A 15,957-nucleotide genomic window follows, 5' to 3' on the forward strand; every position below is an offset into this window, starting at 1 on the left:
CTTAGGGTAGTCTGTATTCTAAAGACTTCTCATTGGTAGTAATAATTACTATCTTACCTTATTTATGGTAAAAACTTTCAATAGTTCACTATTCAGAATTAATTTACTGGCAGTATTCCCAAAAATCTTTTTTATAATTCGTTGCGCTCGCGACACCTGTCCCTATATACCCTCTGCCACCAATACTAAAACCAGTAGCATTATTGCGAGCTATTCCCCCGAAGTCCGCTTTTTGTGTCCATGAATCAGCTATCGAATCATATTCCCAAAAATCTTTCTTGTAGCCACTTACTGCATTACCTGTCCCCACATATCCCTTGCTGCCAATAGTAAAACCCACTGCACCATCGCGTGCTACCCCACCAAAATCTGCTTTTTGAGTCCACGTGTTTAGAGTTGGATCATATTCCCAAAAATCATTCTTTTTACCCAACTCATCTTCTCCTGTTCCAAGGTATCCTTTTCCATTCAATGCAAAACCAACCGCCCTACTTCGAGCAGTCCCCGCGAAATCAGCTTTCTGCGTCCAGGTATCCGTGGTCGGATCATATTCCCAGAAAAAATTATTATTCGGGCTATTGATATTGTGCCCGGTGCCAATATATTCTTTAGAATTTAGTGAGGAGGCAACACTTTGATGCCAGCTAACAACATTAGCACTTGCCTTCTGTGTCCAAGTATTCAACGCAGGATCATACTGCCACATATCATCAAACGGACCGGTCGCCCAATTTATCCCTGTCCCCACATATCCCTTGCCGCCGATCGCAAAACCGACAGCTGCCATACGAGCAGTCCCCGCGAAGTCCACTTTTTGGGTCCAGGTGTTTGTGAGTTGATCATACTGCCAAAAATCTTTACGAAATTTATTTGTTCCGCCATTATATGCGTATCCCGTTCCCACATATCCTTTGTTGTCGATAGAAAATCCTACGGCTTCATGGCGCCCCATACCCCCAAAATCTGCTTTTTGCGTCCAGGTATTTGGCGTACACGCCGCGAGCGCCACGTTTACCGTCGTCTGTGCCGATGTCGTATTCGCGGTGCCGATTGCAGTCAACTTAAAGAGTGTTGTTTGCGTAAGCGGTCCCGTGACAATAGAACCTTCAGCTATTGGTGCAGCTGCCCCCACGCCCTGATCGATCGATCCTGTATTGCAGTTTACTGTCTTCCAATTGAGCACGGTCGTCTGTCCATAGGTTACGGTTTGCGGTGTTGCATTAAAAATAGAGATCGTGCATTGCGGTGGCGGCACAACCGTCACAATCTTGGTGGCTGATGTGGTGTTGATAGAGTTTGAGGCGGTCAGGATGAAAATGGTTGTTTGCGTAAGAGGGCCGGATGAAATAGTACCATCTACGGGAACATTGCCGGTCACAGGTGAGATAGAAACAGTCGTGCAGTTGGTGGTGTTCCACGTGAGAGTAGCAGTGGCGTTGTAAGGAATAGATGGCGGTAATGCAGTGAAAGAATTAATCATACACGGAGTAGGAATCCCAACCGTCACTTTAGCAGTCGCAGTGATAGTATTGGTGTCTCCGACGGCAGTAAGAAGATACACTTTTGTAGAAGTGAGCGGACCGGTACCAACTGATCCTGTAGGAAAAGGCGAGTTAATAAGAGTCGTAGAACCTTGCGTGATCGCATGGGACATGCAGCCTGTCGTGGACCAACTAAGAGTAGAGGATCCACCTGAAGCAACTGTAGCAGGCACAGCTTTAAACGAAATAATCGCACATGGAGCAAGGGTTTCATCATCCGCAGAAACCGTAAAAGGGTTGCTGTATGTAAAAGCTACAACTATAAGGACTCCCCAAAATATGTTTTTCATAAGCGCGTTATATCATATGCGTATTATTTGTCAAATACAGAGTAGTTGACTTATTTGATAATTTAAGGTACAACGTTACCAAGCTGTTACTCGCGCCTGGACCTTTCCTTGCGGATAAAGAGCAGTTTCTTAACAAAAAAATAACAAGAGATGAAAAAGATTACAACTTTTTTTCTTGCACTGACACTGTCGTGCATTGCAGTTTACTCACAATCACCACCTGTGATAGAAGAGGTTAAAAACATTGGAGGCAGCGCTAATGACTCTGCGTGCGGTTCAATTGTAACCCCGGATGGGGGCTACATTATCTTTGGCAGAACTGAGTCTGAAGATGGTGATGCTCCAAACAATTTCGGGAAATATGATGCCTATGCAATAAAATTTAATTCTGCCGGCACCAAAGTATGGGGAAACAATTTTGGTGGCAGCCAAAATGAAATTTTTAACAACGGTATTGCCCTTTCCGGCGGCGGATATGCATTTGTTGGTTATACATTTACTGCCAATGATAGCGATCAGGTAAAAGGTAAGCATGGAGGTGGGAGTACTAGCGACATCTGGTTTGTTAAAACAGATGCCCAGGGCAATCTTACTCAGCAGAAATGTGTAGGCGGATCTGGTAACGACATAGGTGTTGGCCTTACTGAATTAGCTAATGGAGGAATACTCATCTTCGGTAATACTTACTCAAACGATTTTGAGGTTTCCGAAAATTTTGGAGGATCTGATATGTGGCTAGTTGCCTTAGATGCAAATGCAGAAAAAGCCTGGGACTTAAGCTACGGAGGAAGTGGTGATGATGCAATTAATGATATTTACGTTTCAGGCACTCAAACCAGTATCGCTGGAAAAACAAACTCTCTGGACTTCGGTTATTATTACAGTACAGGAGGTAATGATGGAGTATTTTTGAAGATCCAAAATTCTAATGGCTTGCAATTAGGTCTGACAATTTTTGGAAGCACCTCAGATGATGAATTTATTTCTATCACTGCAGATGGAAGTACACTACTTCTTACCGGTACCACATCTGATGCAGGAACTGAAGACTTCTGGTCCGCACGCATAGACGATAATGGTAATCTTTACTGGCAAAATCTTCAGGGAGGTTCAGGAAGTGATCAACTAAATAGTGGCTGTTTCAAGGGACCTTTTGTGTTTACTGTAGGATCGACGAATTCCAACGATGGAGTATTTGTAAATAACCATGGTGGAACCGACGGATTTATCGACAAAAGAGTCTTACAGGAGTATGAACAGGGTGCACTTGAATGGCAAATGTTAGTCGGAGGAAGTGGTGATGATGCTATCGTATCAATTACCGATCTCGGTAGTGGAAGTTACCGTGTTGTTATGAATAGCAACTCTACTGACGGAGATCTTGCTGCTGGCAACCCAAAGGGCGGAAGTGATATTGTCATTGTAAGACTCGGAGGTGACTTTCCGACAAATGGGGATAACATCATTGATGAACAATCAATAAATGTTTATCCAAATCCTGTTGCAGATGTTGCCACTATTTCGTTCGGTAATATTGCACCGGAAGAATACGCAATAGTAAATATGCATGGACAGACTGTACTGTGTGGAAATTTGGTGCCTGGCACACAGAACATCATAGTTAACGGCAACGATTTGTCTACTGGTACTTATTTCCTTTACCTTTCTATTGGTGAAGAAATAATTACAAAAGAACTCGTAGTTCAAAAATAAAAAGAACAATGAGCCTTTCCAAAACATGGAAAGGCTTTTTTATTTTGACTTTTTATAATCCCTTAAAAATAGAGAAACTTACAAGACAGGCTCTTGTACTTGCTTCTTATACCAATGGTGCTCGATCGTATATTCGTCATAGCCATGGACGAATGTTGCGATAGCAGTACCGATAAGTATGAGGTGTGGCCAGACCGCTTCTCCAAAAAAGAGAAGTGACATCGTTAGGAACGAGAGGAAGAAGAGCGACGTGAATCGTATTTCAAATCCAATCATAAAGAAAAGACCAATCAGAAGTTCAAGTGCAAATGCACCGAAAACGAGAAACATCGGATCAAATGGAAAGTAGTTTGTTAGGTTATATTTAGCGACCGTATCAAGCGCAAGCGTGCCATGGAGAAACTTGGCGTAGCAAGAGGCAAACATAAGGGATACACCAAAGAGTATCCGCATAATCAGAAAGCTATACGGTCGTATATGAGCTGCCATTTGGGTCAACATAACTGACCAAGACGTAGGCTTTGAGTATATGCGATATGCACCGCCAAAAATAACAAGGACTGTTGCTTCACCTAAGTACGTAAAGTAGCTAACCATGTAGATTCCTTTTTTGGAAAACATATAAAGAAAAAGTAATCCAACGATAAAACTTCCAATTCGAGGAAAGAATCCAAAAAGTACTGAGACGCCCACAGCATAGACAATAAACTGAAATAAGAGTGTGTGGGCTGGGAAAAAGTAACTAAATGGTAATTCCAATCCAAAAATTGATCCATAATATGCACTTGCTATGAGCGCCAATCCGAAAGTTGCCTGTGCAATGTGACCTGCGTATGGTTTTATTTTGAACAGTAATGGATCAATCTTGCGTTCGAGCCATTTTGAGATTGAAAGAAAAAAGACAAGCGTAATACTAATGCAAACAACGAAGCCCCAAAAAAGAAACTCATACGTATGCCCTAAAACAACTTCTCTAAAATTAAGCGCTGGGGCTTGGAGGGCACTATTTACTTCCTCACTATTTAACACATAGACTTCATGTGCGCGAGCTATGTATGGCAATAGGATGGCACTAAGACCAGCTAGTAGGAAACCAAAACGTTTTGAGAGTTGCATAGAAAAAGTATATCAAGAAAAAGAACTTATTTGTAATTTTTATATGCTGCAATTTCACCTTTGTGGAAAGTATTGACGACACTTTGCTGCATACTATAATACATAGAGGCCGAATTTATTAAAGTATTGCTACTTATAATTATATGCTTAAATGGAGTGTTATTTTTCTCATCATTGCAATTATCGCGGGTTTACTAGGCTTTACGACAATCGCTGGAACCTCAATAGCAATTGCAAAAATTCTTTTCTTTGTATTTTTAGTTATATTTATTATTACCTTGCTTATTGGAGGAGCATTATTTAAAGGTATTAAAAATACAATTTCAAAGCAATAAAATTCCTAATTGTTGAAATAAAAACTCCCGTTCCGGGAGTTTTTATTATTTTATACGCGTTCTCCTATTTGCTGACGCCACATGGCAAAGTAGAGACCTTTTTTGTCTAACAGCTCATCATGATTTCCGACTTCGACTATGTTGCCTTTTTCTAATACATAGATACGGTCAGCATGCATAATGGTTGAGAGTCGGTGAGCAATAAGTACAGAAATTCTTTCATTGCCTACTGATACATCACGAATAGTTTTAGTAATTTCTTCTTCAGTAATTGAATCAAGTGATGATGTTGCCTCGTCAAAAATAAGAATAGTTGGTTTGCGTAATAATGCTCTGGCAACAGACAGGCGCTGTTTTTCGCCTCCTGAAACCTTTACCCCACCTTCACCAATAACGGTATCGAGCCCTGCCCCACCGCGCGCAAGCAAGTTCTGACATTGTGCAGAAGCAAGTGCACCTAGGCATTCATCGTCAGTTGCATACGGATTCACAAAGAGAAGATTTTCTCGTATCGTGCCAGCAAAAAGTTGAGTATCTTGTGTGACAAATCCAAACTGTCCTCGCAATACATTCATATCTAATGCATGCATCGGAATGTCATTAAAAGTTATCTCCCCTGATTTTGGTGTATATAATCCAACCAATAACTTAACTAAACTAGTTTTTCCTGAGCCTGAGGGACCGACGAAAGCAATCGTCTCCCCCTGAGTTACTTCAAATGTAATATTCTCAAGCGCTGCATTCCCTGCGCTTTTATATTTAAACGAAATATCTTTAAACGCAACGTGTGTAATATTTGGTATCTGAGTACTATTGTCAGGTTTTGGTTCAGACGGCGCGTGCATAATCTCTTCAAAGCGTTTAAGCGCAACCTGCGCCTCTCGATAGCTATTGATAACATTACCAAGCTCCTGGAGTGGCTGAAAAATAAAAAATGAGTATATATAGAGGGAGAAAAATTGGCCAAAGGTGACAATTTTGGCAAATACGAGATAGAGGAGGAATGCCAATATAAGGGTACGCATTAAATTAATAAGCGTTCCTTGTACAAATGAAATACTTCTAATGTAGCGGAGCTTCTTGAGCTCAAGCTTGAGTATTTTATCTGTTGTTGCATTCAGCCGATTTATTTCTTGAGTAACTAATCCCAAACTTTTCACAAGCTCAATATTTCGGAGTGACTCAGTCGTTGATCCAGCTAGTGCTGTTGTTTCAGCTAAAATAATTTTCTGAATCTTTTTCACTTTAGCTGTTAGGGCGTACGATAATCCACCAATAATAGGGATAGTGAGCGCATATACGACAGCGACGCCCCAATAAATTTTGGCAGCGTATATTGTGACAAAAATAAACCCGATAATCGAAACAAACAAGACATTAATGAAAGCATTTATAAATGTCTCACTTGAGGTTCTCACTTTCTGCAACGTACCGAGAGTCTCACCACTGCGCTGGTCTTCAAATACTTCGTATGGCAACGCAAGAGAATGTTCAATGCCATCATTGTAAATCTTTGCACCAGTTCGTTGGGTGACAGTATTTAAATAATAGTCTTGGAAATTTTTCGCGACCCGTGATACAAAGGCCGCACCAACAGCAAGTAACAAAAGATATGATACGCCTCTAAAAAACTCAACAAAAGTAAAAGAGTCAAACTTAGTAGCATAGTCATCTATAATATGGCGAAAAATGAGCGGATCTAGGAGCGAAAAAGTCTGATTAATTGTTGCCAATAGAATAACCCCAACACAGAGCCATGTATGCTGTTTTAAATACGAAACAAGAATCTTCATGCTGTAATTTGAGGAGCTGGTGCGTCCATACCTGCCCAAAGATTAATCGTGCCAATCGAAGCATCACTACTTGCTTTGATATACAAGAACAGCTGCATTTTATATGCTGTTATCATTTTTAACGCATCTAAAATAAAAAATCTTTTCTCTGCAGTCCTGCCCCAGAGTGAGAGTGCTTTTCCTAGTTCAGCATCATCAAATTTCTCATATAGCTCTTTCATTTCTATCTCTTGTTTGTCCATCATTACGGCAAAATTCTCTAGTGTTATTCCTTCTGACTCTGTGATATAGCCAGTAAAACCTTCAGCTCTCTCTTCGAGCACTGCTCGGAACACTCCTTTGCCCATTCTTGCTATGTACTGCATAAGCTCAAGTGTTGTTCTTTGTTTTTCTGTTGGCCTATGATCAAGCCCATCTGGTGATATTTTCTCTCCTAAATGTTTAATAATTCTTATTTCATTGCTAAACGATGACCAGATTTCTTCTTTTGTATACATGTGAATAAAATGATTAATAAGTCCCGCAAGTATAGCAAACTATGCTAAATAGAAAAACCACTCAAAATAAAAACTTAACTTGCCTTAAGTTGTTCATATTCAAAGCATACACACTTAAAACTTACACGGGCAATACATTGTCTGATAAAACATTTATTTTAGGCAAATAAACTCAGTAAAGTAGCGATCCATGCTTGCCATCCTGCTGGCTCATCACCATGATCAACTTGATCGCGCTCTTGTACTGACTGAAGATAATAATCAATCATAGAAGGATCTATTGTCATCCCTGGATACGGTTCTTGACTAGGAGGTACCCGATTAACAACTTTTTGCACTAATACCTTAAGTCTTATATCTGCAAGCCCATATTTTTGAAGCATAATCGTCTGTACCTCTGGATCACCAACTTTGAATACTTCATAGACTATTTTGTCGTAATTACCAAATTGACCGATAGTAGGATCAATGTACATAAATCTGTTGTCAAAGTAGATTTCAAGCCATGCATGATCAACCATATGTTGGTCTTTTTTACTTTCTGGATTCTGAAAAGCAAAGCTGAATCGCTCAACTATTTCATGTGTATTGCCGTGATAGGTAGCACCAATTGGAAGCTCATTATTAAAGAATTTTTGGTTAAGTATTTTTGCCAACGCATAACTTGAAGGGCCACAACCCCACGATGGAATATTATTTTCTTGAGATAAGGCTTTAACTGTTGCAATAAATTCAGGCGAAATATTATCGAGATATGCCCCTATTTCTTGAATTTTTTTATCATCATCATTTTTCCAAAAAATAATAGATTTATTATGAGTTGCAGTTGTATATATCTGCCAACCAAGTTGACCGAGAGTAAGCAAGAGTGTAAAACAAGCAATACAGAAAGTTGCCACAATCTTTCTGTTTATTTTTTTTGTTTGATTTTCCATACAGATCATTCAAAATCCAAATGTCGTATCTATAGTAACTAATTATCTTTCTTGCCTGCTGATTGCGTTGTTGTATGCACATGAATAACAGATTCATCGGGCGACGCGGGAATAATGAGGATTGAGATACCATATGCAATAAGTCCCGGGATGAGGCCTGTCACAAATGACAGAAAAAGAAATACTACTCGAATAAGTACTGGATCTATTTCAAAATACTCTCCTATACCACCACAAATACCACTTACTACTCGATTTGTCTCACTTCGATAAAGTCTTTTCATGTGGGTAGTATAGCAAGTAACAAGTTACCTGACCAAACAAAAAATGCCTTTGGGCATTTTTTGTTTGGTCTTATAATTTTGGACATGTTTCTTGAGTCCAAGTAGTGTAGAGTCCTTGTGTTATCTTGCCCCAAAGGCCATCAACTTTAGTTCCGAGAATTGTTTGAGCTGTCTTAATGCCACTAAGTGATTTTGGTCCAATAATACCATCAGTCACTAGTTCCGGAGTAGCTGCATCTAGTTGATTGACTGCCTTTTGTACCACCTTTGCATCTTCACCTTTGAGTCCAATTTTAACAAGTAAAACAGGAGTTCCAGCAACTTCACATCCAAGCGCAAAGTCACTAGGATCTATTTCATTATCATCGAGGGTACTTGTACAACCTGGATCACTCGGATAATCCATCTTGCCATCACTATCATTATCTTGTCCATCACCGCAACTGTAGGAAATATAGTTACCACCGGAGCCAGCTGGAGGAGCTGGAGTTTCTTCAACAATTACTTCTTCATCAGCTTCATTATCATCATTACTATCGGTACAACCTGGATCATCTGCATCAATAATACTGTCACCATCATTATCAACATCATCTCCGCACTGATAGGTTACAGTATTGCCTGTTGTAAAGGTTTGATCACTAGATGTTGCTATATTGCCACTTGCATCTGTTGATATAAGTGAAACATAGTAAAGCGTACCTGGAGTAAGGCTCTGTAGTGTAACGGAATGACTAGTAACACGAGGTAATGTGTCACTCGTACCAGTCGTTAAACCGTAACTTGTTGTAGTGCCATAGTTTACTAGCGTCGAAGCTAATTCATCAGTTGTCCAAGTGGCTACAGCCGTAGTATCCGTAGGGGAAATTGTAATACTTGATATTACTGGAGCAGTGATATCTGGTGTATCTGGTGTCACTTCTGTATAACTAAAGCCTGCTGAACAACCAGAGACATTACCAGAACTATCAGTTGCCGTTGCTTTAAATGTTGTTGTTGAATTGTCTGCAACTGAGACTGTGAGACCTGGGGAGGCAAATTTATTTGACGTGCCGGAAATAACAACACTTTCGGCACATGCGCTATCTGCGTATATTTTTACTGTTGTACCACTTGGTGCTGTTCCTTTTAGTTTTGGACTATTGTTGTTTGATCCAGAAATTGGATTAGCAGAAGTGATTGTTGGAGTTACCGGTAAAACAATAGCGAGTGTTGTAAAGAAATTATCCGACGAAGCCCCAATATTCCCTGCCGCATCTTTTGATTTTACAGAAAAATGGTACAGCGTATTGGCAGCTAGTCCGGTTATTGTCACGGTATGGTTAGTCACTTTGGGGGAAATATTTGTTTCGCTTGTCGAATTAGTATATGAGGTTGTTGTACCATAATCTACACTGGATGAAGATGCTTCATTAGTAGACCAGGTAATAGTTGCTGTCGTCTGGGTAGATGTAACACCGATTGAAGAAATAACTGGATCAGTAGTATCTGGTGTCACTTCTGTATAACTAAAGCCTGCTGAACAACCAGAGACATTACCAGAACTATCAGTTGCCGTTGCTTTAAATGTTGTTGTTGAATTGTCTGCAACTGAGACTGTGAGACCTGGGGAGGCGAAAGCTGCTGCAGTTCCAGAAGTAACCGCACTGCCAGTACAGCCAGCTGTTGTATAAAGTGCAACAGTCGTGCCTGAGTCAGCAGAGCCTAGAAGCTTCGGGCTTGTATTATTCGATCCAGAAATTGGATTTGAAGAAGTTATAGTAGGCGTGACTGGAGGAATTACAACAGCTGCGTCTGTTGTAAATGTATTATCTGAAGAAGTGCCTGTATTGCCACTTGCATCTTTTGACTTCACATCAAAATGATAGGCCGTATTTTGCGTAAGCCCAGTAATCGTAACTGAATGTTGAGTTACCATTGGCAATACATCCTCTTCAGTTGTTGTTCCGTATGAAATTGTCCTACCATATTCAACAATAGAAGAAGCATTTTCATTAGTATTCCAGGTTATTGTGGCAGATGTTTCACCAGGATCAACCGCAATTGAAGATATAACTGGATCAGTTGTATCTGGCACTACAATATCACTTATAACTACGGTAATTGGATCACTCTGTTCTGATGTATTACCACTTGTATCTGTAGCACTAACCGCGAAGATATAGGTGCCAGCAGAAAGACCAGTAATTGTTGCTGTATTGGTTGTTACTGTTGCAACGACATTGCTTGTTTTATCATTAATGTTATTTTGATTTGCATTTGGAGTCAGTGCACTCTTAATACTGCCACCAAAATCAACAATACTATTAACAACAGTTGAGAATGTACTTTGTTGTTTTGGTCCCGGGCCCGTGGTCGTTTCATCAACCGGCGTTGGCCGCTGCCGCACCGGGGTATCAGAGACTGGAGATGGATCTGCATCAATAACTCTAGCTACCCCAGTAAAATTTTGATTACTGTGGGTGAGTATAAAATAACCACCGCCAATAATAACAGCGAGAAGTAACACTATTTTTGCTGCGTTGTAGTTCGGATTAGAAAAATTCATATTGGTTTTAATTTTAACATACTAATACGATTAAGTTAATTACTACTCGATGCATAACATTCCATGTACAGTTAATTTAAAATTTTTGTAATATTACTATAGCTTTGTGGGCAACCACCTACAATAACATCAGTATATAGTTTTGAAAAAATATCCGGAATAATCTCATCAGCATGCCCTACTTTATGACCCGTATCAGGCCAATGGGTAAATGTTGATGGAATAACAGTCATAATCTGATCAAAAGCACTTTTAACCAATGTGTAGTCAAGTGTAGCATCATCTTCACCATGATAATCATGCATTGGTCCATCGTTCGCATCAAGAAATGTATTAAGCATTGTCATAGTCACACCTCCTGGATGTCCAGCAGCAGAACAAATCCATGATGGTTCACTCATATTACTCAAACTCACTCGCGCATCGCTTGTAATCGCTACATTATTCATGTTATTACCAAGCATATCAGCCGTAAATGAAGTAAGTCCACCTGCCGAGGTACCTGTTGCCACAATTCGATTTTTATCAAAATTATAAAGTCCAGCATTCGCGCGAGCCCATCGCACCGCAGCTGCAAGATCGGTGCCTGCTAAAATTTGATTGGCATTATTAAAATTACCGCCACCTGCACCTCGATAGTTTATCGATGCACATGCCCAACCTCGCATGGTGAAATCCTTGCACCAACCACTGTCAGCCTTATCTCCCCCGCCACCATGTAGATTAAATGCAAGTGGTAATCGTTCGTTGGATTCATTTGGTGGTAAATATAAATCAAGTTTTAAATCAGAATTATCATTATCTGGAGCTGATGCGTATTGAATATTAGCTATTTTAGTTACCTCTGCAAATTCATATATTTCATTACAATAACGAATTGACCCGGTATCATTAGTATTACTTGTTACACAATTTGTCGATCCTCCTATTCCTACATCATTTTGCCCTTCTTCATTGCCGTCTTCATCAATAATCTGATACACCGTATACTCTTCTATCTCACCACTATTATCTATTGATGGATCCCATGTAAGTGTCACGCTAGATGGTGACTGTTCGGTTACTTCAATATCTGTAGGTGGAGTCGGTGGAACTTTATCTTCAATTGATAGCTCTTCACTATCTAGGCCTTCGATCCTGGTAATACTAAATGGCCTGAGCACTACAGCACTTGTACCGGAAAAAGAAACCGAATCCCCATCAATAATTGGAGTAAAGGCATCGGTATTGCGCTCATCGGCACGTCCGTATGTAGAAGAGAGTTTTTGTCCATAGACTTCAGTCAGTGTAATATTCGCACCCGGATCGTTTATTGCCACACCGTCAAATGAAATTGCTGAAAGCGGAATACTTTTATTTGACCAGTTAAATATAAAGTAGAGATTTTCACCACTATTTAAATCCGTAAATCCATAAAGTTGCGCCTGACCGATCGGTACATCAGCTGGGAAAGTTGGCACCACATCGAGCACATCATGGAATCCGTCGAAGACTGGTTTTATAAGTTTATAAGTAAGACCTACTGCATTTAATTTAAGTGCATTTTTTGTGTAATATGAACCATACAGTTCGTCAACAGGAATGGTACTGTCATTGGTATTTGGTTTTGTTTTCGAGACAAGATTTTTTAAACTACCACTAAAACTCATAAGTGAAGCGCTTTTTACCGCATTGTTGTGGTCATCATTAAATTCAGCGATTTTAAATAGCATTTCTCCCATAGTTGCAGCATTTGCGAACGTATTCTCAAATGCAGCCGTTGAAAATTCAGGATTGATAGTACTTTGATCATAATTATTTATATTGATCTGCGTGGCACGAAATCCGCGAGCTGGTCCGAAGTACGAGGTATATGCATCGAGTACATTGGGCACATGCACGTCGAGCATTTCACGTGCACGGTCTCGAAAGCAGGCAAATATATCAAATCCTGTCACCTCAGGATTATTGACTGGATCACATACCTCGTCAGTATTTACAAATCCATCGGTCCACAAATACGCACCAATGTCTAGTTTGTCGATATCAGCAAACGCAGTCCGGATTGCAGCATTCCAATTCGAACTTACACCATAGTCAGCCTGATTTGGATTAGGCACTACTGTGTGAAGTTGAATACGGATATCAGGATAGTTCTGTTGAATTGCGAGTGCGATTGGATGAACACGAGCAATGAAATGATCAACGTCAGGAAATGCAACTTGGCCGTTTTCTCGTGATGGAGCATTGGGGCCACATTCAGAACAAAGCTGGACTCCCTCCACGACAATTCCTTGATCAATAAGTCCCTGGATAGCAGAGAGGCTCTCACTAATTGCAAGATTGATACTTGCCGAATCAACAGGCACTGGTGCTGTCAAACCAACCGCACTTTGTGTAACAACGTTCAAACTATACGTCACCACTGGACGGCGAATATTTTGGGCGAGATCAATGTATTTATCATAGAAGCGAGTAAACGGATTCCCATTGCTACCATTAAATGTGGTTGAGTAAGACATTTCCGTATCCTTAGTGCCATCGCTATTCCAAAATTCGTTTTCTTCAAAAATAAGTCCCATACCTGGTCCGTCGTGGTGAGCGTAGTTAGAAGTTACGCCTGGATGGATACGGAGCATGTTAATACCAGTATCAGAAAAAATCTTTCGGATATCAGTATTGGAAGTATCAAAAAGCGTGCCCGCGCCCGTATCAAATCCAGTAGAGAGGAGTGACGGCAATACTGCACCTTCTTCAATTGGACCTCCAAGATCAATCACCTGAGCACGGTTAAAAAAATTCCTTATACTAGTGTTGAAAACTATAAAAATCCCAAGAGCAACAACAGCAAGAACTAGTAAAGTAAACTTGATGGCATCGTTATGATGATTTTTTAAAAAGGTAAGCATGTATTGATAGTATAGCAGTTTCTTATTTTTTTTCGCTATAGCAACGCTTGTCCTAGTCAATAATATGGGAAAGATTGCTATAACTTTGAGGACAGCTCTCAACTATAAGTTCTTTGTATGCAGTGGGTATCACTATTTTATCCATTGCAGCATCTTCTCCTAGTCCATGCCCTGAATCATCAAAACATTTGAAATAACTTGGGATACCAAAGCTTTGCATAATTCCAAGCGCTTCATCACCATCATCATTTTGTGAATCATCTGGATCTGAACAGTGCCAACCATGAGTCGTATCTTCACCTCCCAAGAAAAACACAGATGGCGGATCATTGGCATCAATATAGTCATAAGCAAAAGGTGCAAGTGGTCCAGACGTACTCGTCACCATACAACTCCATGATGGGACAATACTACTTTGATACATTTGGTTATCTCTGTTAACTAGTGCATCACTTGATGGGTAAAAAGATGCATCATTAGCCGTAGCCGCAGCGAGCATCGAAGTGATTCCTCCAGCAGAAGTCCCCGCTAGTAGTATTTTATTTGGGTCAATGCCATATTCACTAGCATGAATTCGGGCAAATCGTATAAGTGCAAGCATATCTGAGGCTGCATGCTTCTGCTCTGACATGGTAAAACCCATATTTGTGTGATCAGTTCGATAGTCACCTGAGATGCAAACATAGCCAAGACGGGCAGCTTCATTGCATGGCGCTGCTCCACCTTCAGCTTCTCCTCCACCTCCATGCATAAATATTTTAAGTGGACGGTTAGTTACAATATCGGAAAGCGGTGGTGTATACAGATCAAAACTCAAATTATAAGTTTCTGAAAACTCTCTTGAAATTGGATCTGGTATCTCTGATTGGTCAAAAATCTCATTGCAGTAGCGGAGTGTACCTGGAGTACCAGCCACATCTGGATCACAAATTGGAATTTCCTCTTCATCTTCGCCAGTAATTTGGTATACCGTATATTCTGCTACATCACCACTATCATCGGATGAAGGATCCCATGAGAGAGTGGCTGATGATGACGTTGTTGATTGAACAGCAAGATTGGTAGGGATGGATGGTGCAATCAAATCAATCACCTGAGCTGGATTAAAATTATTCCTAAGATTCGTATTAAAAACGATAAAAACTCCAAGCGCAATAATGGCAACTATAAAGAAAAAGAGTTTAACGACATCGTATTGGGGATTTCGTAGAAAATAAAACATCGTAGCTAATGGTATAGTAGCAAATTAGAAAATGACAAGCAAAAACACGTTACTATACATAGCTATTTTATTTTTTCTGATTTTTGTATGAGATATTTTTTTTGATCAGTGATTTTGCTGACGATGAATGAAGCAATCGCGCATTTGGAATAATACAGTGGCCGCCGATTGGTCCATCGATATGTTTCAAATATGGTCGCAATACTTCGTGTCTGCCTAATTTTATATAGCCTTCATTGTAGGTTTGATTACCGAGGCGATAGACAACATCGGCATCTAAACCAAGTGCTTTACAATACGTATAGATTTCCTTCTCAAGTGCAATCAGCACACCATACTGCGTCGTATCCCAAAGTTTCAATGCTTCAGTCGTTTCAGAAAGTGCAGTTGTATAGACATTGATACCTCTATTTTTAAATAGCTTGGCTGCCTGCTTCGCATCTTTGCCGCCAAAAAATTTCACAAATGTCTTTATGCCTTTTGCTATATGAGGATGAACTCCTCGCACAGGCGAATGCACAGCAGCGAGTTTGCGCGATGTACCAACAGAAACAGATGAGTGAATAATCGTTAACGTTGGTTTAAATAATTTCTGATAACTTTTAACATGTCGTATAAATGTAGGGGTATATGGGATAGCAATATGCATGACATCGTAGTGTTTCCTAGGTGCAACCATATGCTTGTATGGGTCATGGCAATCGCAGGCTAAAACCTCTTTTAGTGCTTGCCCAACTTCCCCGTATCCAATGACGACTTGAGATCTATATGCCATAGCAAAAGTATACTATAGTT

The 15,957-nt window shown here is 40.1% G+C and carries 12 protein-coding genes; 2 read left to right on the forward strand and 10 right to left on the reverse strand.

Annotation, left to right across the window (positions count from 1 at the left end):
* Positions 1-103: 103 nt before the first annotated feature.
* The gene (locus IPF86_01120; GenBank protein QQR50507.1) at positions 104-1,831 is read right to left on the reverse strand and encodes a hypothetical protein; all 1,728 of its coding nucleotides are present in this window, start codon (positions 1,829-1,831) and stop codon (positions 104-106) included.
* 150 nt (positions 1,832-1,981) lie between these two features.
* Here IPF86_01120 and IPF86_01125 point away from each other — a divergent pair, with 150 nt between their 5' ends.
* A complete protein-coding gene (locus IPF86_01125; protein QQR50508.1) occupies positions 1,982-3,544 on the forward strand; it encodes a T9SS type A sorting domain-containing protein in 1,563 nt (520 codons plus the stop codon).
* Between the two features lie 78 nt (positions 3,545-3,622).
* Here IPF86_01125 and IPF86_01130 read toward each other — a convergent pair whose 3' ends face one another.
* Positions 3,623-4,660, reverse strand: a complete 1,038-nt coding sequence (locus tag IPF86_01130; protein ID QQR50509.1) for a hypothetical protein — start codon at positions 4,658-4,660, stop codon at positions 3,623-3,625.
* A 143-nt stretch (positions 4,661-4,803) separates the two neighbouring features.
* On the opposite strand from IPF86_01130, the gene IPF86_01135 reads away from it, so the two are divergent.
* Entirely contained in the window at positions 4,804-4,995 is a 192-nt protein-coding gene (locus IPF86_01135; protein QQR50510.1) for a DUF1328 domain-containing protein, read from the forward strand.
* 50 nt (positions 4,996-5,045) lie between these two features.
* Here the strand turns inward: IPF86_01135 and IPF86_01140 are convergent, their stop codons facing one another.
* From IPF86_01140 to IPF86_01175, 8 genes are all read right to left on the reverse strand, one after another.
* The gene (locus IPF86_01140) at positions 5,046-6,788 is read right to left on the reverse strand and encodes an ABC transporter ATP-binding protein (GenBank protein QQR50511.1); all 1,743 of its coding nucleotides are present in this window, start codon (positions 6,786-6,788) and stop codon (positions 5,046-5,048) included.
* A complete protein-coding gene (locus IPF86_01145; GenBank protein ID QQR50512.1) occupies positions 6,785-7,285 on the reverse strand; it encodes a hypothetical protein in 501 nt (166 codons plus the stop codon). The genes IPF86_01140 and IPF86_01145 overlap by 4 nt, the downstream gene beginning before the upstream one ends.
* 158 nt (positions 7,286-7,443) lie before the next feature.
* Complete coding sequence (locus tag IPF86_01150; protein QQR50513.1) at positions 7,444-8,220, reverse strand: hypothetical protein; 777 nt, start codon at positions 8,218-8,220, stop codon at positions 7,444-7,446.
* 38 nt (positions 8,221-8,258) lie between these two features.
* Entirely contained in the window at positions 8,259-8,504 is a 246-nt protein-coding gene (locus IPF86_01155) for a PspC domain-containing protein (GenBank protein QQR50514.1), read from the reverse strand.
* A 70-nt stretch (positions 8,505-8,574) separates the two neighbouring features.
* A complete protein-coding gene (locus tag IPF86_01160; GenBank protein ID QQR50515.1) occupies positions 8,575-11,052 on the reverse strand; it encodes a fibronectin type III domain-containing protein in 2,478 nt (825 codons plus the stop codon).
* A gap of 71 nt (positions 11,053-11,123) precedes the next feature.
* Positions 11,124-13,940 (reverse strand): hypothetical protein, encoded by a 2,817-nt coding sequence (locus IPF86_01165; GenBank protein ID QQR50516.1) that lies wholly within the window; start codon positions 13,938-13,940, stop codon positions 11,124-11,126.
* Between the two features lie 52 nt (positions 13,941-13,992).
* Positions 13,993-15,162, reverse strand: a complete 1,170-nt coding sequence (locus IPF86_01170; protein ID QQR50517.1) for an alpha/beta hydrolase fold domain-containing protein — start codon at positions 15,160-15,162, stop codon at positions 13,993-13,995.
* A gap of 67 nt (positions 15,163-15,229) precedes the next feature.
* A complete protein-coding gene (locus IPF86_01175) occupies positions 15,230-15,937 on the reverse strand; it encodes a hypothetical protein (protein ID QQR50518.1) in 708 nt (235 codons plus the stop codon).
* Between the last annotated feature and the right edge of the window lie 20 nt (positions 15,938-15,957).

This window comes from Candidatus Nomurabacteria bacterium, assembly GCA_016699085.1.
GTDB lineage: Bacteria > Patescibacteriota > Minisyncoccia > Phycocordibacterales > UBA9973 > CAZLWF01.